Origin of the sequence: Pseudomonas sp. PA-1-3F (genome assembly GCF_021609665.1) — a bacterium.
GTDB classification, from domain to species: Bacteria; Pseudomonadota; Gammaproteobacteria; order Pseudomonadales; family Pseudomonadaceae; genus Aquipseudomonas; species Aquipseudomonas paracarnis.
On the sequence record NZ_WJZD01000009.1, the window covers coordinates 147,845 to 168,177 of the forward strand.

Below are 20,333 nucleotides of genomic sequence, written 5' to 3' on the forward strand. Positions count from 1 at the left end.
CATATTGGTATTAAATCAATATATTTCAAGCTGTTAGGCTTCCCGGTTCGCAATCGCAGGCTCACGCGATTGGCTGCCTTCTCAACGGAGCTTCAATGAATCTGCCCCTGATTCTCAATTTATTGGTGTTCGTGGCCCTGTTGCTGGGCCTGGCACAAACTGGCCGTACTAACTGGAGCCTCGCCAAGAAGGTGCTGTTCGCCCTGGTGCTTGGCGTGCTGTTCGGTGCGACGTTGCATACGATCTACGGCGACGGCAACCCGGTGCTCAAAGCTTCGATCGGCTGGTTTGACCTGGTCGGCAACGGCTATGTGCAGCTGCTGCAAATGATCGTGATCCCGCTGGTATTCGCCTCGATCCTCAGTGCCGTGGCGCGCCTGCACAACGCCTCGTCCCTGGGCAAGATCAGCTTCCTGACCATCGGCACGCTGCTGTTCACCACGGCCATCGCGGCCCTGATCGGCATCGGCCTGACCAACCTGTTCGGCCTCACTGCCGAAGGCCTGGTGGCCGGCACCCAGGAAATGGCGCGCCTGCAAGTGATCCAGAGTGATTACGCGGGCAAGGTTGCCGACCTGAATATCCCGCAGTTGCTGCTGTCGTTCGTACCGGCCAACCCGTTCGCCGACCTGGCCCGGGCCAAGCCGACGTCGATCATCAGCGTGGTGATTTTCGCCGCGTTCCTTGGGGTTGCCGCGCTGCAACTGCTCAAGGACGACGTGGAAAAAGGCCAGAAAGTCCTTAACGCCATCGACACCCTGCAAGCCTGGGTGATGCGCCTGGTGCGCCTGGTGATGAAGCTGACCCCCTACGGTGTGCTGGCGCTGATGACCAAAGTGGTCGCCGGTTCCAACCTGCAAGACATCATCAAGCTGGGCAGTTTCGTGGTGGTGTCGTACCTGGCCCTGGGCCTGATGTTCGTGGTGCACGGCCTGCTGCTGTCCTTGGCCGGGATCAACCCGCTGCGCTTCTTCCGCAAGGTGTGGCCGGTGCTGACCTTCGCCTTCACCAGCCGCTCCAGCGCTGCAAGCATCCCGCTGAGCATTGAAGCGCAGACCCGTCGCCTGGGCATCCCGCAATCCATCGCCGGCTTCGCCGCCTCGTTTGGCGCGACCATCGGCCAGAACGGTTGTGCCGGTCTTTACCCTGCGATGTTGGCGGTGATGGTCGCGCCGACTGTGGGCATCAACCCGTTGGATCCGCTGTGGATCGCGACCCTGGTGGCGATAGTGACCTTGAGTTCGGCGGGCGTTGCCGGCGTGGGCGGCGGTGCGACCTTTGCCGCGCTGATCGTGCTGCCGGCCATGGGCTTGCCGGTGTCACTGGTGGCGCTGTTGATTTCCGTGGAGCCGCTGATCGACATGGGCCGTACGGCGTTGAACGTCAATGGTTCGATGACGGCGGGGGCGATTACCAGCCAGATCATGGGGCAGACGGATAAAGCGTTGCTGGATGCCGATGAGCATGCCGAACTGGCGCAGGCATAAAGGCTTATAACCTGTAGGAGCGAGCTTGCTCGCGAAGAACCTGAGGGCGCCGCGTTCATTCAGAATGCCCGCGCCATCGTTGACGATCTTCGCGAGCAAGCTCGCTCCTACACTAGTTGCGCTCCCACACCTCGAAGTTGTAGGCCGGCTTATCACCTTCAGCCGGATTTTCGACATTCGACACCAGCTTCCACTGGTTCCCATCAAACTGCGGAAACCACGCATCCCCTCCCGGGCTCAGCGCCACGCGGGTCAGGTACAAGCGATCGGCCTGTTCCAGCCCCTGCGCATACAACTGCGCGCCGCCGATCAGCATCAGCTCGTCCACGCCTTGCGCCTTGGCCCATTCCTCAGCGCGCTCGACCGCTGCACCCAGTGAAGGAAAAACTTCCGCACCTTCCAGCACAAGATCGGTCTGACGGCTGACCACCAGGTTCAAGCGCCCCGGCAGCGGTCGGCCCAGGGAATCCCAGGTCTTGCGCCCCATGATGATCGGCTTGCCAAGGGTGGTGGCTTTGAAATATTTGAAATCCCCCGGCAAATGCCAGGGCATGCTGTTGTCGACGCCGATCACACGGTTTTCACCGAGGGCTGCGATCAGGCTTAAAGGGAGAGTTTTTTTCATGGCGACGAGAATACCAGAGCGGCGAGCCAGCGGTTATGCTCCAACCTCATCAACACGACAGGACGGCGCGTGACTGCACTGAACCCGCTGCACAGACTTTGGCTGACAGAAACCGTGCGCCTGCGGGAAGAACACGCCGGCCCCCTGGAAGACCTGGAAGCCAACCGCTTGGCCCGCACCGCCGGGGGCGACCTGGCCACGCGCATCCAGCAGCGTGCGCTGCACCTGGCCGAGCGCGATGGTTTGGCCGCCGCGCTCAGCCGCTGGCTGCAAGGCGCACGCCTGGCGCTGTTGTTACTGGCGGCGGTGGCCGTCATCAGCGGCGCCGGTTTGGCGTTCGCCGCGCTGGGCAATGGCCTGGCTCCGGTGAATGTGTTTTGGGCCTTGGGCAGCCTGCTCGGCCTGAACCTGATCTTGCTGATCAGTTGGGCCCTGGGCCTGCTGTTTGCCGGCGAACACAGCGCCAGCCTTGGCCGGCTGTGGTTGTGGCTCAGCGAGAAACTGGCCCGTGACGCCAAGGCCGCGCAACTGGCCCCGGCGTTGTTGCTGTTGCTGCAACGGCAAAAACTCAATCGCTGGGCGGTGGGTGTGCTGGTCAACAGCTTGTGGTTGCTGGCCTTGCTCAGCGCCCTGGTGATCCTACTGACTCTGCTCGCCACCCGCCGCTATGGGTTTGTGTGGGAAACCACCATTCTCGGCGCCGATACCTTTGTCGCCGTGACCCAGGCCCTCGGCACACTCCCGGCTCTGCTCGGTTTCAATGTGCCCACCGTGGAGATGATCCGCGCCAGCGGCGACTCCGCGCTGAATATCGAAAGCGCCCGCCAGGCCTGGGCGGCCTGGCTGGTGGGCGTGTTGCTGGTCTACGGTCTGCTGCCGCGGTTGATCCTTGCCTTGCTGTGCCTGTGGCGATGGAAACGCGGGCGCGCAGCGTTGCACCTGGACCTCAACCTGCCCGGTTACGCCCAACTGCGCGAACGCCTGATGCCCAGCAGCGAGCGCCTGGGGGTCAACGATGTGGCGCCCGAACACCTGCACCCGATCAGCGGCGGCGCAAGTGAGCTGGAGAGTGATGGCGCCTTGCTGGTCGCCATCGAACTCGACGACCAACACCCTTGGCCCCCCAAACTGCCTGCCAACGTCAAGAACGCCGGCATCCTCGACAGCCGCGAATCACGCAACAAACTGCTGGAGCAACTCAGCCGTTTCCCACCCGCGCGCCTGGCCATCGCCTGTGACCCGCGCCGCTCGCCCGACCGTGGCAGCCTGGCACTGATCGCCGAGCTGGCACGCAGCGCCACCGACACTCGCGTATGGCTGCTGCAGGCACCACCGGGCCAGGCGCTGGACGCCGAGCGCCTGGGCGACTGGCATGCCGCGTTGCAACAGCTTGAAGTGTCGTTTGCAGATTGCGCGCCGCTCACTTGGCTGGAGACAGGTCATGACTAAACCGCTGAAACTCGCCGTGGTCGGCCATACCAACGTGGGCAAAACCTCATTGTTGCGCACCCTCACCCGCGATGTCGGCTTTGGCGAAGTGTCCCATCGCCCCAGCACCACGCGGCACGTGGAAGGTGCACGCCTATCGGTAGATGGCGAAGCTTTGCTGGAGCTGTACGACACTCCCGGCCTGGAAGACGCCATCGCCCTGCTCGATTACCTGGAACGCCTCGACCGCCCCGGCGAACGCCTGGATGGCCCTGCGCGGCTGGCGCGTTTCCTGGAAGGCAGCGAGGCGCGCCAGCGTTTCGAACAGGAAGCCAAGGTGCTGCGCCAGTTGCTGGCCTCCGATGCCGGCCTGTACGTGATCGACGCTCGCGAGCCGGTGCTGGCCAAGTACCGCGACGAACTGCAAGTGCTGGCCAGTTGCGGCAAGCCGTTGTTGCCGGTGCTCAACTTTGTCAGCAGCAGCGACCACCGCGAACCGGACTGGCGCGAAGCCCTGGCCCGCCTCGGCCTGCATGCGCTGGTGCGTTTCGACAGCGTGGCACCGCCCGAAGACGGCGAACGCCGGCTGTATGAAAGCCTGGCCCTGCTGCTGGAAAACTCACGGCCGCAGTTGGAACGCCTGATCCTCGATCAAGAAGCCCAGCGCCAGGCTCGCCAGCAAAGCGCCGCCCGCTTGATCGCCGAACTGTTGATCGACTGCGCGGCCTGCCGTCGCAGTGTGACAACCGAGAATGAGCCCCAAGCCGTCAGCGACTTACGCAAGGCCGTGCGCCAACGCGAACAAAAGTGCGTTGAAGCCCTGCTCAAACTGTTCGGCTTTCGCCCACAGGACGCGGCGGCCAGCGACCTGCCGCTGCTCGACGGTCGCTGGGGCGATGACTTGTTCAACCCCGAAACCCTCAAGCAACTTGGCGTGCGGGTCGGCGGCGGGATAGCTGCCGGAGCCGCTGCCGGTGCTGGCGTGGATCTACTGGTCGGCGGCCTGACCCTTGGCGCCGCGGCCCTGGCAGGCGCTATCGCCGGTGGCGCCCTGCAAACCGCACGCAGCTACGGCAGTCGCCTGCTCGGCAAGATCAAGGGCCAGCGCGAGCTGACCGTCGACGACAGCGTGCTGCGCCTGCTAGCCCTGCGCCAGCGCCAGTTGCTCAAGGCCCTGAACCTGCGCGGCCATGCGGCAATGCACAGCATCAAGGTCGATACGCCCCAGGACAAAACCTGGCGCGAGGGCAAACTGCCCGACGCCTTGAACAAAGCCCGCGCCTATCCGCAATGGTCATCCCTCAACCCCCACGCGAAACTAAGCCAGGCCGAGCGCCAAGAGCAGGTTGAAGCCCTGGCCCAACGCCTGGACCAGACCTGAACCGCCAATGCCTGCCTGTTCCGGGTTCATCACGCTTCTCCCCATAACCTGCGGATATTGCGCTCGGCCATGGCCGGCCCCACGCTCATCCCTACGCCGGTGTGCATCAAGGCAGCGCTGACGCCAGGTGCCGCCTGCACAAACGAAAACGGCCCGGGGCCGCGAGCGCCGTAGACGCCTTGCCAGCGCTCGACCACCTGGATGTTGCACCCCAGGGTCTGCTGCGCCAGCTCGATCATCCAGTCATCGATCTGCTCGGCATTGAAGGGCGACGGGTCGCTGTCGTAATGGTGGGAGTCGCCGATGATCAGCTCGCCATGGGGCGTGGGGCTGATCAGCAGATGAATGCCGTGTTCCTGCAGATGTGGCGTTTCGCGCAGAATCTGCGCCTGGACCACAGCGGCTTCCGGCAGGTCGGCGAAAGCGCCGTAATGCACGCAACTCAAGCCGGTGAGCAGCGCGTGTTGCAGGTTCAGATTAAGCACCGGCCGCGCACGCAGCATTTGCAGGCGGCAGGTGTGCGGGTTGAGCGGGGCGATGGATTCGGCCAGCAGGGTCTGATAGTCGTGGCCTGAACAGACAACGATCTGCTCCCCGCGAAAGCTGCCGGCCGTGCTGTGCAGCTGGCCCTGCTCTACGTCACGTACCAGCGTGGAGAAGTGAAACTCCACGTGCAAGTGCTGGCTCAGGTAATGGATCAGCGCCGGGATCGCCTCGCGGGAGTACAGCTGCTGGTCATCCTTGCCATGCAGGGCGGCGCGGTGATGGCGGAACTGGCCGGCGTACAGGTCGTTCATGGCAGCGCCCTGCAGCAGCTCGACGTTGTAGCCGTGCTCCCGCGCGCGCCCGTCGCAGAAGGCTTCGAGCAGATGTTCTTCGGCTTCAGTGCGGGCGAACAGGTAGGAGCCATTGCGCTTGAGCGCCAGGCCCGCCGCTTGCGCCCACTGGCCCCAGATTTCGCGGCTTTCCCGCGCCAGGTCCAGCATTGGCCCTGGTGGTTGACCGGTGACCAGTGCCTGGCCGAAGTTGCGCACTGAGGCGCCCAATGGCGTGGCGCTGCGCTCGAACACCTTGACCTTAAGGCCGCGCCTGGCGGCGGCATAGGCGTGGGAGAGGCCGAGGATGCCGGCGCCGACGACTAACAGATCACTACTCATACTGTCCTCTGGTTCCCGCGCTCCGCGTGGGAATTCATCCGGTGACGCTCCGCGTCACGACCTTTAAAAGCGGACGCGGAGCGTCCAGAGCGGCGTTACCACGCGGAGCGTGGGAACGATCGGTTACTGTTTTTCCGACTTACCGTCATAACGCTTACGCCATTCGGCCAGGATGCTGTCACGGTTCCTGGAAGCCCAGACAAAGTCGTTCTTGATCAACCGTTGCTCATAGTCCGCCGGCAATTCGGTCTGCGGCTTGGCGATACCCGGTTGCGCGAGCACGGCGAAGTTTTCCTTGTACAGGTCCATCGCCGCGGTGCTGGCAGAGAAGTCGGCGAGTTTTTTCGCCGCGTCGGCATGGGCAGTGCCCTTGATCACAGCGGTGGCTTCGATCTCCCAGCCCAGGCCCTCTTTGGGCAGGATGATCTCCAGCGGCGCGCCCTGGCGTTTGAGCTGAACCGCCGGGTATTCGAAGGAAATGCCAATCGGGAACTCACCGGACGCCGCCAGCTTGCACGGCTTGGAGCCGGAGTGAACGTACTGGCCGATGTTCCGGTGCAGGTCGTCCATGTACAGCCAGCCTTGCTTCTCGCCGAAGGTCTGGAGCCAGGCGCTGACATCCAGGAAGCCGGTGCCTGAAGACGCCGGGTTAGGCATCACGATCTTGCCCTTGTATTCGGGCTTGGTCAGGTCCTGCCAGCTCACCGGTTTGGTGAGGCCCTGCTTCTCGGCTTCGACGGTGTTGAAGCAGAGGGTGGCGGCCCACACGTCCATGCCCACCCAGGCCGGAGGGTTGGCGGCGTCGCGGTAATGCTTGCCGATCTTGTCCAGGTCCTTGGGCGCGTAGTTGTCGAGCATGCCTTGCTGATCGAGGATCGCCAGGCTGGAGGCGGCCAGGCCCCACACTACGTCAGCCTGGGGGCGGTCTTTCTCGGCCAGCAGTTTGGCGGTGATGATGCCGGTGGAGTCGCGCACCCACTTGATCTCGACGTCGGGGTTGGCCTGTTCGAAAGCTTTTTTGTAGGTCTTCAATTGCTCGGCTTCAAGGGCCGTGTACACGGTCAACTCGGTCTTGGCGAAGGCATTCAGACTGAATGCCGTGAGGACTGCAGCGACCAGCGCCAGGGGCTTGAACATGGAGCACCTCCTTCAGGGATGTTTATTGGCCAGGTGCGCGCTGGCGCCAGGCTTGGGAGCGGCGCAGCGCGCCACGTGAAGCCCACGCCAGCAGCAGCGAGACGCTGGCCGAGGTGAACAGGATCAGGGTCGACATGGCCGCCGCGCCACCCACATTGCCGGCGTCGTCCATGTTCAGCACGGCGACGGCGGCGAGGATGGTGTCGGGGCTGTAGAGGAAGATCGCGGCGGAGACGGTGGTCATCGCCGAGACAAACAGGTAGCGCAGGATGTCCAGCAGCGCCGGCAGACAGATCGGCACCGTGACGCGCAGATAATGGCGGTACAACGGTGCCTTGAGGGACAACGCGGCAGCTTCGAACTCGGCGTCCAACTGGCGCAAGGCGGTGGTCGCGGTCATCTGCGCGGTGGTCAGGTAGTGCGCAATGGTGCACACCACCAGCAACGCCATGCTGCCGTACAACACATGCAACGGGTTGCCGTTGAGGTTGAAGAAGAACACGTAGCCCAGCCCCAGGACCAGGCCCGGCACGGCCATCGGCACGAAGCTGAGCATGCGCAGCGCCAGGTTGAGGTTTTTCTGGCCCTTGGTTTTTTCCATCAGATAGGCGCCGGTGAAAATCAGCACGCTGCCGATCAACGCCGTGCACAGCGCCATGGTCAGGCTGTTGCGATAGGCCAGCCAGCCGCCGCCGGCGGTGTCTTCGAATTGGTAGTGGTTGAGCGACAGCGACAGGTTGTACGGCCAGAATTTCACCAGCGAGGAGTACACCGCCATGCCGAACACCAGCAGCAACGCCGCGCAAATCAGCAGCACGACGGCCAGGTAGCACCCGTCGCGCAGCCGCGATGGCGCTGGCTGGAACACCTGGGCGCGGCCGCTCATCGCGTCGCCATGCCGACGGCGCAACCACGCATCCACGCCAAAGCTGAACAGCGCCGGCAGCAGCAACACCATGCCGATCAACGCGCCGCGACCGAACTGTTGCTGGCCCACCACCGCCTTGTAGGCTTCCAGCGCCAGCACCTGATAATCGCCGCCCACCACCACCGGTACTCCGAAGTCGGTGATGGTCAGGGTGAACACCAGGCAGAAAGCGGCGAACACCGCCTGGCGCGTGGCCGGCCAGGTAATGCTGCGAAACGCCCGTGCCGGGCTGGCGCCCATGCTCGAAGCGGCGTCGAACAAACGCGCATCCGCCAGGGACAACGCCGAGAGCAAGATCATCAAGGCATGGGGAAAGGTGTAAATCACCTCACCGAGCACAATGCCCCAGAAACCGTAGATATTCTCCGAGAACAAACCGCGCAGCAGGCCCTGGTTGCCGAACAGATAAACCAGGGCAATGCCCGGCAGCATCGACGGCGCCATCAATGGCAGCAATGACAGGCCGCGCCAGATGGACTTGACGGGGATCAGCGTGCGTTGCAGGGCATAGGCAAACAAGTAGGCCAGCGGCACGACGATGGCCGCCACGCTGAGGGAAACTTTCAGGCTATTGCCCAGCAACCAATGAAAGTTGGCGCTGCTCAGCAGTTCGCGAGCGGCTACCAGGCCACCGCCCTGCCCGGCTTCGCTGCTGAAGCCGCGCCAGAAGATCGCCAACAGCGGCGACAGCACCGCCACCACTAACAGCCCCAGCCAGAGCCACTTGCCGCCGACCACGAAGAGGCGGTCGCCCCACTCGGCGCGGGACACCTGGCGCGGTACCGGCAATGTCATCACAGCCCCCATCTCAGGCAAACACCTGCAGGCTGCGCGGCGGCAACGCCACCCAGATGTCCTGGGCGCCCAGGCGCGGCATCGCTTCCGGCGCCAGTTCAGCCAGCAACGCATGGCCCGGCAATTGTTCCAGCTCAAAGCTCATGCGGCAGCGGTTACCGAGAAAGGTGATCTCGCGAACCTTGGCCGGGAACAGGTTTTCTTCATGCACCAGCGGGTTGACGCAAATGGCTTCCGGGCGGCAGAACAAGCGGCCGGACTGGGCGACACCCGCGTCCTCAGCCAGGCGCATGTTCAACCCACCCACCTGGGCATGGCTGGCGCTGTTACGGCTGAACGGCAACCAGTTGCCCTGGCCGACAAACTCCGCCACGAACGGCGTGGCCGGGCGGTCGTAGATTTCCTGGGGCGTGGCGTACTGCTCGACCTTGCCGTTGTTCATCACGGCGATACGGTCGGCCATCAACATGGCTTCGTCCTGGTTGTGGGTCACCATCAAGGTGGTGATACCCAAGCGCCGCTGCAGTTGGCGCAGTTCGGTGCACAGGTGCTCGCGTACCCGGGCATCGAGGGCCGACATCGGCTCATCCAACAGCAATAACGACGGCGCCGGCGCCAGTGCGCGGGCCAGGGCGACGCGCTGTTGCTGGCCGCCGGAGAGTTGGCCGGGGTACTTCTTTTCGCTGCCCATCAGGCCGACCAGTTCGAGCATCTGCGCGACCCGCTTGCGCACTTCATCGCGGCCGCTGCCGGTGAGGCCGTAGCCGATGTTCGCTTCAACGCTGAGGTTGGGAAACAACGCATAGGACTGGAACAGGATGCCGTAGTCCCGCGCCTGGGGTGGCAGCAAGGACACGTCCCGCTCGCCCAGGTAAAGCTCACCGCTGTCCTGGCGCTCCAGGCCGGCGATGCAGCGCAGCAGTGTGGTCTTGCCACAGCCGGAAGGGCCCAGCAGGCACACCAGCTCGCCGGCGGCGACGTCCAGGGAGACGTTGTCCAGCGCGGTGAAGGCGCCAAAGCGTTTCTGGATTGCGCGCACTTTCATCGGTGCGCCGGGTTGGGTCAGGGCTGTGTGCATGGTGGCACCTCATCGAACGGATGAAGGCCATGCTAGGAGGGCAATGCGTAGCGGGTGTGGCAGAAAGGCAAAAAGAGGTGATAGTGGTATTGGTGGATTTGTGTAGGACTCACGACCGCTATCATGATCGTTCCCACGCTCTGCGTGGGAATGTCTCTAGTGACGCTCCGCGTCACGGACGCGGAGCGTCCTGGGCGGCGTTCCCACGCGGAGCGTGGGAACGATCAGAGGGGTGACATTTCCTGAGCCAGGCCAAGGAACGCCGCCGGCAGGCGCGCTCCTTTGCGCTCCTTGAGGCAATACAGATACTCCGGAATCTGCGGTGCATTCTCGATGGTCAGCACGCGCAACTGCGGGTCATGGGGCACTTCCTGGCGGGCGATGATGCTGATGCCGATGTTGCGCAGCACCGCCTCGCGAATCGACTCACGGCTGCCAATCTCCAGCAACGGCCCGTACCCCACGCCGGCGTTCTTCAACATCTCTTCCGTCAGCCGGCGGGTGGTGGAGCCCGCTTCACGCATCAGCAAGGTATGCCCGACTAGCGCGCTCAACGTTACGTGATCGAGCTTGGCCAACGGGTGATTGCGGTGCACCGCCAGCACCAGCGGGTCGGTGCCCAGCACGCGGCGGATCAGCCGGGCGTCTTCCAGCAATTGCGATGAGGCCGCGACATCGACGCGGTAATCGTCCAGCGCCTCAAGCACCTGCTGGGAGTTGCCGATTTCCACCGACACGTCCACCTGGGGCAGGCGCTCGCGAAAGGCTTTGACCAGATCGAGGATGTAATACGGCGCCGTTGCGGCAATTCTCAGCGCACCCTGGACCTGGCCGTTGTTGCGCAGGAAAAACTCGATATCCGCTTCCTGCTGCAACAGCGCCTTGACCATCGGCAATAGCCGCGCGCCTTCGTCGCTGACGGTGAGGCGGCGGCCGCCACGGTAGAACAACTCGACGCCGTAGTGGCTTTCCAGGTTGCGAATCTGGGTGGTCACCGTGGGCTGGCTCAAGCCGAGTTTCTTCGCCGCCTGGGTAATGCTGCCCAGGCGGGCGACCATGAAAAACGCCTTTAACTCAGCACTCAGCACACCACCCTCTCATCCTCTATTTGCGCACCAGGCGCAGGCCATTGAACACCACCAGCAGGCTCACGCCCATGTCGGCGAAGACCGCCATCCACATGGTCGCCATGCCCATGAACGTGACGGCCAGGAAGATCGCCTTGATCACCAGCGCCAGGGCGATGTTCTGCTTGAGGATACTCGACGTTTGCCGCGACAACCGAATGAAAGCCGGAATCTTGCGCAAATCATCGTCCATCAGCGCCACGTCGGCGGTCTCGATAGCGGTGTCAGTGCCCGCCGCGGCCATCGCAAAGCCGATCTCGGCACGGGCCAGGGCCGGGGCGTCGTTGATGCCATCACCCACCATGCCCACCCGATGGCCCTGGCCGTAGAGGGTTTCGATGGCTTGCAGCTTGTCGGTGGGCAACAGGTCGCCCTGGGCCTGGTCGATACCCACCTGGGCCGCAATGGCCTTGGCAGTGTGGGTGTTGTCGCCGGTGAGCATCAGGGTCTTGATGCCCAGGTCGTGCAACTGCTGAATGGCTTCGCGGCTGCTCTCCTTGACCGTGTCGGCCACGGCAAACAGCGCCAGCGGGCCAGACTTGTCCAACAGCAACACCACGGACTTGCCTTGTTTTTCCAGGGCAAAGAGTTTCTCTTCCAAGGCCTCGGAACACAGACCGAGGTCTTCCACCAGGCGGTGGTTACCCAGGTGATAGGTCTGGCCGTTGATATCACCCCGCACACCGCGCCCGGCCAGGGCTTCGAAGTTATCCACAGCGTGAGTCGACAGGTTTTTATCCACAGCCGCGTTGGCAATCGCCAGGGACACCGGGTGATCGGAACGCGATGCCAAGCTGGCCGCCAGGGCCGGCGCGCTGTCTTCGATGTTCGGGAACAGCGGCAGGTAGTCGGTTTGTACCGGTTTGCCGTGGGTGATGGTTCCGGTCTTGTCGAGGGCCAGGTAGTCGAGCTTGTAGCCGCCCTCCAGGTACACGCCGCCCTTGATCAGGATGCCTTTGCGCGCCGCCGCCGCCAGGCCGCTGACAATGGTCACCGGGGTGGAGATCACCAAGGCACAAGGGCAGGCCACCACCAGCAGCACGAGGGCGCGGTAGATCCAGTCAAACCACACGCCCGCCATGAACAGCGGCGGAATCACCGCCACACCGAGGGCAAACAGGAAGACAGCCGGGGTGTAGACCTTGGAGAAACTGTCGACAAAGCGCTGGGTCGGTGCGCGTGCGCCTTGAGCCTGTTCCACGGCGTGAATGATCCGCGCCAGCGTGGAGTTGTTGGCCGCGGCGGTGACCTTGTACTCCAGGGCGCCGGCCTGGTTGATGGTGCCGGCAAACACTTTATCGCCCACGGTTTTTTCTATCGGCAGGCTTTCCCCGGTGATCGGTGCCTGGTCGATGGTGGACTGGCCGGCCGTGACTTCACCGTCGAGCCCGATGCGCTCGCCGGGTTTTACTCGGACAATCGCGCCAAGATCAATGCTCTTGACCTCTTGTTCCAGCCAGGAACCATCGGCCTGGCGCACCGTGGCCTGTTCCGGGGTCATCTGCATCAGGCCGCTGATGGCGTTGCGCGCCCGGTCCAGGGACTTGGCCTCAATCAACTCGGCCACGGTGAACAGGAACATCACCATCGCCGCTTCCGGCCACTGGCCAATCAGGATCGCGCCCGTCACCGCGATGCTCATCAAGGCATTGATATTGAGGTTGAAGTTCTTCAGGGCAATCCAGCCCTTCTTGTAGGTGGTAAGGCCGCCGCTGAGAATCGACACCAACGCCACCAGCGCGATTACCCAGGTGGGCGCCACACCAGTGAAGTGCAACACCTCTGCCCCCAGGGCACCCACGCCCGACACCGCCAGCGGCCACCAATGTTTCTTGGCGGGCGGCGCGGCAGCGGGGCTGCCTTCTTCGATAGGGTCGGCCTGCATGCCGATGGACTTGATTGCCTCAATGATCGGCGCCGTGTTCGGCAGGTCATGGGTGACGCCGAGGATGCGGTTGATCAGGTTGAATTCCAGTTGCTGCACGCCAGCGAGCTTGCCCAGCTTGTTCTGGATCAGCGTCTGCTCGGTAGGGCAATCCATGGCTTCGATGCGGAAGGTGCTCAGGCGCGAGCCGGCGGTGGGCGCTTCACTCAAGGTCACGATGGCAGGCCCGGCAGTGCCGGAGCAGCAGGAGCCGGAATGGCCGTGGTTATCCACAGGCGTGAGTTTGGCAGGCCCATGGTCATGTTTGTGATCATGGCCGTGGTCATGAGCGTGATCGTGATCGTGATCGTGATCGTGATCATGCTTGTGGTCGTGCTTGTGCGGGGTATAAATGGAGTGGCTCATCAGGTCGCGTCCGTAAAGGTGCCTGTTGCCAAGTAAAGACCCTGTAGCCACTATAGGGTCAAGCACCCATTTGGAGATTGCTGCGATGAAGATCGGCGAACTGGCCAAACTCACCGATTGCCCGGTGGAAACCATCCGTTATTACGAGAAGGAAAACCTGCTGCCGCCCCCGGCACGCACCGACGGCAACTACCGCGTGTACACCCAGGTGCATACCGAGCGACTGACCTTTATCCGCAACTGCCGCAGCCTGGACATGACCCTCGAAGAAATCCGCAGCCTGCTGGGGCTGCGTGACAGTCCCCAGGACCAGTGCGAAAGCGTGAATGCGTTGATCGACGAACATATCCATCATGTGAAAGCGCGGATCGATGGATTGTTGGCCTTGCAGGAGCAACTGCTGGACTTGCGTCAACGCTGCGGCGGCGGGAACCAGTGCGGGATCTTGCAGCAGTTGGAGGTCAGCGGCGGGATTGCGGCCAGCGAGGCCGAGCCTTCGCATGTGGGCAGAAGCCACGGCCATTAACTCAGGTGAACACCAAACCCATGTGGGAGCTGGCTTGCCTGCGATGGCGGTGGACCAGCGACATTAATGTCGCCTGACACTGCGCTATCGCAGGCAAGCCAGCTCCCACAGTTTTTCACCGAATAGGGCTTTAGATCGCCACGTCGGCCTTGATACTTGGGTCGGCGTCGTAACCCACGATTTCGAAGTCTTCGAACTTATAGTCGTAGATCGACGCAGGCTTACGCTTGATCACCAGTTCCGGCAGTTTTTTCGGCGTACGCGCCAACTGGGTCTGGATCTGTTCCATGTGGTTGCTGTAGGCGTGGGTGTCGCCCGTGGTGACGATGATCTCGTGGGGGATCAGGTCGCACTGCTGGGCCAGCATGTGGGTCAGCAACGCCAGCGCGGCAGTGTTGTACGGCAGGCCCAGGAACACGTCGGAGCTGCGGATATACAGCTGCATCGACAGATGGCCGTCATGCACGAACGCCTGGTAAAGCAAATGGCACGGCGGCAAGGCTTGCTTGCCATTACGCGCGTTTTCCTGCGGGCTCTGGGTTTCGTCCGGCAGGTATTCAACGTTCCAGCCGTGGAACAGGATGCGACGGCTGTTGGGGTTGGTCTTGAGCGTGTGCACCATGTAGTCGATCTGGTTGATCGTGCCGCCGTCCTTGGTCGGCCAGGCCGTCCACTGCTCGCCGTAGACCGGGCCCAGGTCGCCGTCTTCGGTGGCCCACTCATCCCAAATCTTCACGCCATTTTCGTTGAGCCACTTGATGTTGGTGTTGCCGCTCAACATCCAGATCAGTTCGTTGGCGATGCTTTTGAAGTGCAGCTTCTTGGTGGTCAGCAGCGGGAAGCCGTCGGCCAGGTTATGCCGATACTGACGCGCAAACACAGCCTTGGTGCCGGTGCCCGTGCGGTCGCCCTTGGTCAGGCCATTGGTCACGACGTCCTGCAGCAGTTCGAGATATTGCTTCATGTTTTTACCCGTATCGTTGAAGCCAAGACCTCCTGGTCTTGGCATTCGAATTTAAAGCGCGGCGTTCTTCAGCGGCTGCGGGCGATTGTACGCCCACCACAGCATGCCCAGGCCCGCCAGGATCATCGGCAGGCTAAGCACCTGACCCATGGTCAGCCAGCCCCACGCCAGGTAGCCCAACTGCGCATCCGGTACCCGTACGAATTCGACGATAAAGCGGAAAATCCCGTAGAACAGCGCGAACATGCCCGAGACGGCCATGGTTGGGCGTGGCTTGCGCGAGAAGATATAGAGAATAAGGAACAGCGCCACACCTTCCAACGCGAACTGGTAAAGCTGCGACGGGTGGCGCGGCAATTGCGCCGGGTCGCTGAACGGCGGGAACACCATCGCCCACGGTACGTCGGTCGGCTTGCCCCACAACTCGGCGTTGATAAAGTTACCAATGCGCCCGGCGCCCAGGCCGATCGGCACGAAGGGTGCGACGAAGTCCATCAGTTGGAAGAACGACTTGCCATTGCGCCGACCAAACCACCAGGCGGCGATCATCACGCCGATAAACCCGCCGTGGAACGCCATGCCGCCCTTCCACACTTCGAAGATCAGGGTCGGGTTGGCGAGATACGCAGACAGGTCGTAGAACAGCACATACCCCAGGCGCCCGCCGACGATCACGCCCATCGACATCCAGAACACCATGTCGGAGAGCTTCTCCTTGGTCCAGGTCGGGTCGAAACGGTTCAGGCGCCGGGAAGCCAGCAGCCAGGCACCGCCGATGCCGATCAGGTACATCAACCCGTACCAATGGATTTTCAGCGGACCGATGGCCAGGGCCACCGGGTCGATCTGCGGGTAAGGCAGCATTGCGACTCCTCGTTAAAACATTTAGTCATGACGCACCGGACCATGCCGATGTGCGATTAAGCCTGCGTTACAGCTGCGAGATCAAATTAAGAAGTTCACATACACACCAAACAGCCCGGCATGTTAACGGATCAGAGGTGCGCGGCCCAACTTCGAGACGATGGAACACCGGCGCGTCTGTGGGTAGAGTGGCAAAAACACAAAAGGGGTCACCCGATGTGCCTGATTGTTTTCGCCTGGCGACCGGGCCATGCCCAACCGCTGATCGTTGCGGCCAACCGCGATGAGTTCTACGCCCGCCCCAGCCTGCCGCTGGCCCATTGGGCGGATGCGCCCCAGGTCTATGCCGGTCGCGATCAGGAGGCCGGGGGCACCTGGCTGGGGGTGAACGCGGATGGGCGCTTTGCCGCCTTGACCAACATCCGCGACCCGCACCAGCCACCGGCACGCAAGTCTCGCGGCGAACTGGTTGCGCGGTTTCTCAGCGGCTCGCTGCCGATCGACGATTATTTGGCCGATGTAAATGGCCGCTCGATTGAATATGCCGGGTTCAACCTGCTGGTGGGCACGCGGGATGAGCTGTGGCACTACAACGCCAATGATACCGAGCCGACGCGGTTGAAGGCGGGGGTGTACGGGTTATCCAATGCCGGCCTGAATACGCCATGGCCGAAGCTGGTGAAGGCCAAAGCAGCGTTCAGCGCCGTGCTGGAAAACCCCGAGCCTGAGGCACTGCTGGGAATTCTCAGCGACCCGCAGACTGCCCCGTTTGCTGAGTTGCCGGACACCGGCGTAGGCCTGGCGACCGAAAGCCTGCTGTCGAGCGTGTTTATCGCCAGCCCCAGTTATGGGACACGGGCGAGCACGGCGCTGATCGTGAATGCCGATGGGACGCGGCGGATGCTGGAGCGCAGCTTTGGCCCGCACGGGGGGCGGCTGGGTGAGGTGGACCTGATGTTTTAGCGCTGCTTGGACCACCGCTATCGCAGGCAAGCCAGCTCCCACAGGGGAATGCATTCCACAGGTGGGAGCTGGCTTGCCTGCGATGAAGGCGCCTCGGTCTAAAGGGTTTTGGCCGAGGCCGGGTTGATCATCCGGGTCAACCCCAGGTTTTTCAGCGCCAATTGCAGCGAGCTGTGGATAACTTGCGGGTTGTCGATGGTCATCAACTCGGCGAGCAAGTCCTTGGCCCTGCTCAATTCCACCTGGCGCATTGATCGTTCCCACGCTCTGCGTGGGAACGCCTCTTGTGACGCTCTGCGTCACGCTCTAAAAGCCGACGCGGAGCGTCCAGGGCTGCATTCCCACGCAGAGCGCGGGAACGATCTGCTAGAAGCTCGCTCCTACAGGGTTTTGGCCGAGGCCGGGTTGATCATCCGGGTCAACCCCAGGTTTTTCAGCGCCAATTGCAGCGAACTGTGGATAACTTGCGGGTTGTCGATGGTCATCAACTCGGCGAGCAAATCCTTCGACCTGCTCAATTCCACCTGGCGCAGCATCCACTTCACTTTGATCGTTCCCACGCTCTGCGTGGGAAACGCCTCTTGTGACGCTCTGCGTCACGCTCTAAAAGCCGACGCGGAGCGTCCAGGGCTGCATTCCCACGCAGAGCGCGGGAACGATCTGCTAGAAGCTCGCTCCTACAGGGTCTTGGCCGAGGCCGGGTTGATCATCCGGGTCAACCCCAGGTTTTTCAGCGCCAATTGCAGCGAGCTGTGGATAACTTGCGGGTTGTCGATAGTCATCAACTCGGCGAGCAAATCCTTGGCCCTGCTCAATTCCACCTGGCGCAGCATCCACTTCACTTTCGGCAAGTTGGTGGCGTTCATCGACAGGCTGTCAAAGCCCATCGCCATCAACAGCACCGCCGCCGCCGGGTCACCGGCCATTTCGCCGCAGATACTCACCGGCTTGCCTTCGGCATGGGCGTCGCGCACTACGTGTTGCAGCGCTTGCAGCACCGCCGGGTGCAGGTAGTCGTAGAGGTCGGCCACCCGTGGGTTGTTACGGTCCACGGCCAGCAGGTACTGGGTCAGGTCGTTGGAGCCTACCGACAGGAAGTCCACCTGCCGCGCCAGTTCCTTGGCCTGGTACACCGCCGCAGGGATTTCGATCATCACGCCAATCGGCGGCATCGGCACATCGGCGCCTTCGTCGCGCACTTCGCCCCAGGCGCGGTGGATCAGGTGCAGGGCTTCTTCCAGTTCATGGGTGCCGGAGATCATCGGCAGCAGGATACGCAGGTTGTTCAAGCCCTCGCTGGCCTTGAGCATGGCGCGGGTCTGGACGAGGAAGATTTCGGGATGGTCGAGGGTAACGCGGATGCCACGCCAGCCAAGGAAGGGGTTGTCTTCCTTGATCGGGAAATAGGACAGTGACTTGTCGCCGCCAATATCCAGGCTGCGCATCGTCACCGGTAACGGGTGGAAGGCTTGCAATTGCTCGCGATAAATCGCCAGCTGCTCCTTCTCGCTCGGGAAACGCTGGTTGATCATGAACGGCACTTCGGTGCGGTACAGACCCACCCCTTCGGCGCCGCGTTGTTGCGCACGAGCTACATCCGCCAGCAGGCCGGTGTTGACCAGCAGCGGTACGCGGTGGCCGTCGGGGGTGACACACGGCAGCTCGCGCAGCGAATCCAGGCCCTGGGCCAGTTGCTTCTCTTCTTCCACCACCTCGGCGTATTGCTTGCGCAGCACGTCGCTGGGGTTGGTGAACACCTCGCCGCGATGCCCGTCGACGATCATGTCGATGCCATCGACCTTGGAGTACGGCAGGTCCACCAGGCCCATCACCGTCGGGATACCCATGGCCCGGGCCAGGATCGCCACGTGGGAGTTACCCGAACCCAATACCGAGACCAGGCCTACCAGCTTGCCTTCAGGCACTTCGCCAAGCTGGGTGGCGGTCAATTCTTCACTGACCAGGATGGTGTTATCGGGGAAGACCATGTTGGTGCTGCGGTCTTCCTGCAGGTACGCCAACAGACGGCGCCCCAGGTCGCGCACATCCGATGCCCGCTCGCGCAGGTAGGCGTCGTCCATCATTTCGAAACGGTTGACGTGATCGGTGACCACCTGGCGCAACGCGCCCTGGGCCCACTGGCCGGTCTTGATCACGGTCTTGACTTCGTTACCCAGGGACGCGTCGTCGAGCATCATCTGGTACACGTCGAACAGCGCACGCTCTTCGGGACGCAACTGGGTGGCCAGCTTGGTCGACAGGTTGCGCATGTCGGCGCGCACGCCTTCGAGGGCGGTCTTGAACAGTTTGATCTCGGCGTCGATGTCACTGACGCTCTTGTCCGGCACCACATCGAGGTCGGCTGGCGGCAGCATGACCACCGCGGTACCCACCGCGGCGCCTGGCGAACCCGGTACGCCGACGAACTTGGCTTCCTGGATACCCTTGCCCTGGCGCCCCAGGCCGCGAATCGAGCCGGTCGCTTCGGCGTGGGCGATAACCCCGGCCAGTTGCGCGCTCATGGTCACCAGGAAGGCTTCTTCGCCTTCGTCGAACTGGCGACGCTCTTTTTGCTGGATGACCAACACGCCGACAACACGGCGGTGGTGAATGATCGGTGCGCCAAGGAACGAGGCGTAGCGCTCTTCACCGGTTTCGGCAAAGTAGCGATAACGCGGGTGATCGGCCGCGTTCTCGAGGTTCAGGGGTTCTTCACGCGTCCCCACCAGGCCCACCAGACCTTCATTGGGCGCCATGCTGACCTTGCCGATGGAGCGCTTGTTCAAGCCCTCCGTGGCCATCAGCACAAAACGGTTGGTCTCGGGGTCCAGCAGGTAAACCGAGCAGACCTGGCTGCCCATGGCTTCCTTGACGCGCAACACAATAATCCCCAACGCCGCCTTGAGATCCTTGGCGGAGTTAACTTCCTGGACGATCTTGCGCAGCGTATTGAGCATGGCTCGGGGTCGAACTCCGTCGTCAGTCGCGCGCTAAAAGGCGCGGGGCAAGCTCTTTGAGAGCGCGACGATAAACCTCGCGCTTGAATGTCACCACCTGGCCCAACGGATACCAATAGCTGACCCAGCGCCAGCCATCGAACTCCGGTTTACCGGTCAAATCCATCCGCACCCGCTGCTCGTTGGAGATCAGGCGCAAAAGAAACCATTTCTGCTTCTGGCCGATGCACAGCGGTTGGCTGTGGGTACGCACCAGGCGTTGCGGCAAACGATAGCGCAACCAGCCACGGGTACAGGCCAGAATTTGCACATCTTCGCGCTCAAGGCCGACTTCTTCGTTCAACTCACGGTACAAGGCGTCTTCAGGGGTTTCGTCGGGGTTGATTCCACCTTGAGGAAACTGCCAGGCATCTTGGTTGATTCGGCGAGCCCATAGCACCTGTCCGGCATCATTCGTCAGAATAATGCCGACATTAGGACGGAAACCATCGGGGTCGATCACGGCAACAACCTCGCAAACGCATGTCGCCGCATTGTTCCACAAAGGTTGTTCCAGCGGCAACGAGGCTTCTTACCTTATGTGCACTCTTGTGAAAAGACCGTATTCTGGACGCCTTTTTACAGAC

16 protein-coding genes and 2 pseudogenes are annotated in these 20,333 nt (G+C 62.5%); 5 read left to right on the forward strand and 13 right to left on the reverse strand.

Features of this window, described 5'->3' with window-relative positions:
* Positions 1–95: 95 nt before the first annotated feature.
* The gene (locus GIV26_RS08675; protein WP_054898690.1) at positions 96–1,487 is read left to right on the forward strand and encodes an L-cystine transporter; all 1,392 of its coding nucleotides are present in this window, start codon (positions 96–98) and stop codon (positions 1,485–1,487) included.
* A gap of 112 nt (positions 1,488–1,599) precedes the next feature.
* On the opposite strand, the gene GIV26_RS08680 is transcribed toward GIV26_RS08675, so the two are convergent.
* Positions 1,600–2,112, reverse strand: coding sequence for a dihydrofolate reductase (locus tag GIV26_RS08680; RefSeq protein WP_054898689.1), 513 nt, complete (start codon positions 2,110–2,112; stop codon positions 1,600–1,602).
* A 69-nt stretch (positions 2,113–2,181) separates the two neighbouring features.
* On the opposite strand from GIV26_RS08680, the gene GIV26_RS08685 reads away from it, so the two are divergent.
* Positions 2,182–3,561 (forward strand): DUF2868 domain-containing protein, encoded by a 1,380-nt coding sequence (locus GIV26_RS08685; protein ID WP_198716707.1) that lies wholly within the window; start codon positions 2,182–2,184, stop codon positions 3,559–3,561.
* Positions 3,554–4,921: a DUF3482 domain-containing protein gene (locus tag GIV26_RS08690; RefSeq protein ID WP_034128968.1), complete on the forward strand. Its 1,368-nt coding sequence runs from the start codon at positions 3,554–3,556 to the stop codon at positions 4,919–4,921. The genes GIV26_RS08685 and GIV26_RS08690 overlap by 8 nt, the downstream gene beginning before the upstream one ends.
* A gap of 29 nt (positions 4,922–4,950) precedes the next feature.
* Here the strand turns inward: GIV26_RS08690 and GIV26_RS08695 are convergent, their stop codons facing one another.
* From GIV26_RS08695 to GIV26_RS08720, 6 genes are all read right to left on the reverse strand, one after another.
* Positions 4,951–6,078, reverse strand: a complete 1,128-nt coding sequence (locus GIV26_RS08695; protein WP_236280080.1) for a TIGR03364 family FAD-dependent oxidoreductase — start codon at positions 6,076–6,078, stop codon at positions 4,951–4,953.
* 123 nt (positions 6,079–6,201) lie between these two features.
* Positions 6,202–7,215, reverse strand: a complete 1,014-nt coding sequence (locus GIV26_RS08700) for a putative 2-aminoethylphosphonate ABC transporter substrate-binding protein (protein WP_034128970.1) — start codon at positions 7,213–7,215, stop codon at positions 6,202–6,204.
* Between the two features lie 22 nt (positions 7,216–7,237).
* Complete coding sequence (locus tag GIV26_RS08705; RefSeq protein ID WP_236280082.1) at positions 7,238–8,950, reverse strand: putative 2-aminoethylphosphonate ABC transporter permease subunit; 1,713 nt, start codon at positions 8,948–8,950, stop codon at positions 7,238–7,240.
* 1 nt (position 8,951) lies between these two features.
* Positions 8,952–10,016, reverse strand: a complete 1,065-nt coding sequence (locus GIV26_RS08710) for a putative 2-aminoethylphosphonate ABC transporter ATP-binding protein (RefSeq protein ID WP_181124115.1) — start codon at positions 10,014–10,016, stop codon at positions 8,952–8,954.
* 224 nt (positions 10,017–10,240) lie between these two features.
* On the reverse strand, positions 10,241–11,104 hold the full coding sequence (locus GIV26_RS08715) for a LysR family transcriptional regulator (RefSeq protein ID WP_034128973.1): 864 nt from the start codon (positions 11,102–11,104) through the stop codon (positions 10,241–10,243).
* A 16-nt stretch (positions 11,105–11,120) separates the two neighbouring features.
* Positions 11,121–13,433, reverse strand: coding sequence for a heavy metal translocating P-type ATPase (locus GIV26_RS08720; protein ID WP_236280084.1), 2,313 nt, complete (start codon positions 13,431–13,433; stop codon positions 11,121–11,123).
* Positions 13,434–13,518: 85 nt separating this feature from the next.
* On the opposite strand from GIV26_RS08720, the gene cadR reads away from it, so the two are divergent.
* Positions 13,519–13,959, forward strand: coding sequence for a Cd(II)/Pb(II)-responsive transcriptional regulator (cadR, locus tag GIV26_RS08725; RefSeq protein ID WP_236280086.1), 441 nt, complete (start codon positions 13,519–13,521; stop codon positions 13,957–13,959).
* Between the two features lie 130 nt (positions 13,960–14,089).
* On the opposite strand, the gene GIV26_RS08730 is transcribed toward cadR, so the two are convergent.
* Positions 14,090–14,923, reverse strand: coding sequence for a thymidylate synthase (locus GIV26_RS08730; protein WP_014720362.1), 834 nt, complete (start codon positions 14,921–14,923; stop codon positions 14,090–14,092).
* 51 nt (positions 14,924–14,974) lie between these two features.
* Complete coding sequence (gene lgt, locus GIV26_RS08735; RefSeq protein ID WP_003195189.1) at positions 14,975–15,787, reverse strand: prolipoprotein diacylglyceryl transferase; 813 nt, start codon at positions 15,785–15,787, stop codon at positions 14,975–14,977.
* Between the two features lie 216 nt (positions 15,788–16,003).
* Here lgt and GIV26_RS08740 point away from each other — a divergent pair, with 216 nt between their 5' ends.
* Positions 16,004–16,750: an NRDE family protein gene (locus GIV26_RS08740; protein WP_236280089.1), complete on the forward strand. Its 747-nt coding sequence runs from the start codon at positions 16,004–16,006 to the stop codon at positions 16,748–16,750.
* A gap of 98 nt (positions 16,751–16,848) precedes the next feature.
* Here the strand turns inward: GIV26_RS08740 and GIV26_RS08745 are convergent.
* The 4 genes and pseudogenes from GIV26_RS08745 to GIV26_RS08760 form a co-directional block, all read right to left on the reverse strand.
* Positions 16,849–16,998 (reverse strand): annotated as a pseudogene (locus GIV26_RS08745) (hypothetical protein); the annotation flags it as partial.
* A gap of 132 nt (positions 16,999–17,130) precedes the next feature.
* Positions 17,131–17,298, reverse strand: a pseudogene (locus GIV26_RS08750) (hypothetical protein); the annotation flags it as partial.
* A 129-nt stretch (positions 17,299–17,427) separates the two neighbouring features.
* A complete protein-coding gene (gene ptsP / locus GIV26_RS08755) occupies positions 17,428–19,707 on the reverse strand; it encodes a phosphoenolpyruvate--protein phosphotransferase (protein ID WP_003195193.1) in 2,280 nt (759 codons plus the stop codon).
* Between the two features lie 22 nt (positions 19,708–19,729).
* Positions 19,730–20,209, reverse strand: coding sequence for an RNA pyrophosphohydrolase (locus tag GIV26_RS08760; RefSeq protein WP_003176750.1), 480 nt, complete (start codon positions 20,207–20,209; stop codon positions 19,730–19,732).
* Positions 20,210–20,333: the final 124 nt, after the last annotated feature.

Coding starts and splice junctions, on each gene's coding strand:
- GIV26_RS08700 (WP_034128970.1), bottom strand. CDS start 7,215: ATGTTCAAGCCCCTGGCGCTGGTCGCTGCAGTCCTCACGGCATTCAGT.
- GIV26_RS08690 (WP_034128968.1), top strand. CDS start 3,554: ATGACTAAACCGCTGAAACTCGCCGTGGTCGGCCATACCAACGTGGGC.
- lgt (WP_003195189.1), bottom strand. CDS start 15,787: ATGCTGCCTTACCCGCAGATCGACCCGGTGGCCCTGGCCATCGGTCCG.
- GIV26_RS08675 (WP_054898690.1), top strand. CDS start 96: ATGAATCTGCCCCTGATTCTCAATTTATTGGTGTTCGTGGCCCTGTTG.
- GIV26_RS08730 (WP_014720362.1), bottom strand. CDS start 14,923: ATGAAGCAATATCTCGAACTGCTGCAGGACGTCGTGACCAATGGCCTG.
- cadR (WP_236280086.1), top strand. CDS start 13,519: ATGAAGATCGGCGAACTGGCCAAACTCACCGATTGCCCGGTGGAAACC.
- ptsP (WP_003195193.1), bottom strand. CDS start 19,707: ATGCTCAATACGCTGCGCAAGATCGTCCAGGAAGTTAACTCCGCCAAG.
- GIV26_RS08695 (WP_236280080.1), bottom strand. CDS start 6,078: ATGAGTAGTGATCTGTTAGTCGTCGGCGCCGGCATCCTCGGCCTCTCC.
- GIV26_RS08740 (WP_236280089.1), top strand. CDS start 16,004: ATGTGCCTGATTGTTTTCGCCTGGCGACCGGGCCATGCCCAACCGCTG.
- GIV26_RS08705 (WP_236280082.1), bottom strand. CDS start 8,950: ATGGGGGCTGTGATGACATTGCCGGTACCGCGCCAGGTGTCCCGCGCC.
- GIV26_RS08720 (WP_236280084.1), bottom strand. CDS start 13,433: ATGAGCCACTCCATTTATACCCCGCACAAGCACGACCACAAGCATGAT.
- GIV26_RS08680 (WP_054898689.1), bottom strand. CDS start 2,112: ATGAAAAAAACTCTCCCTTTAAGCCTGATCGCAGCCCTCGGTGAAAAC.
- GIV26_RS08710 (WP_181124115.1), bottom strand. CDS start 10,016: ATGCACACAGCCCTGACCCAACCCGGCGCACCGATGAAAGTGCGCGCA.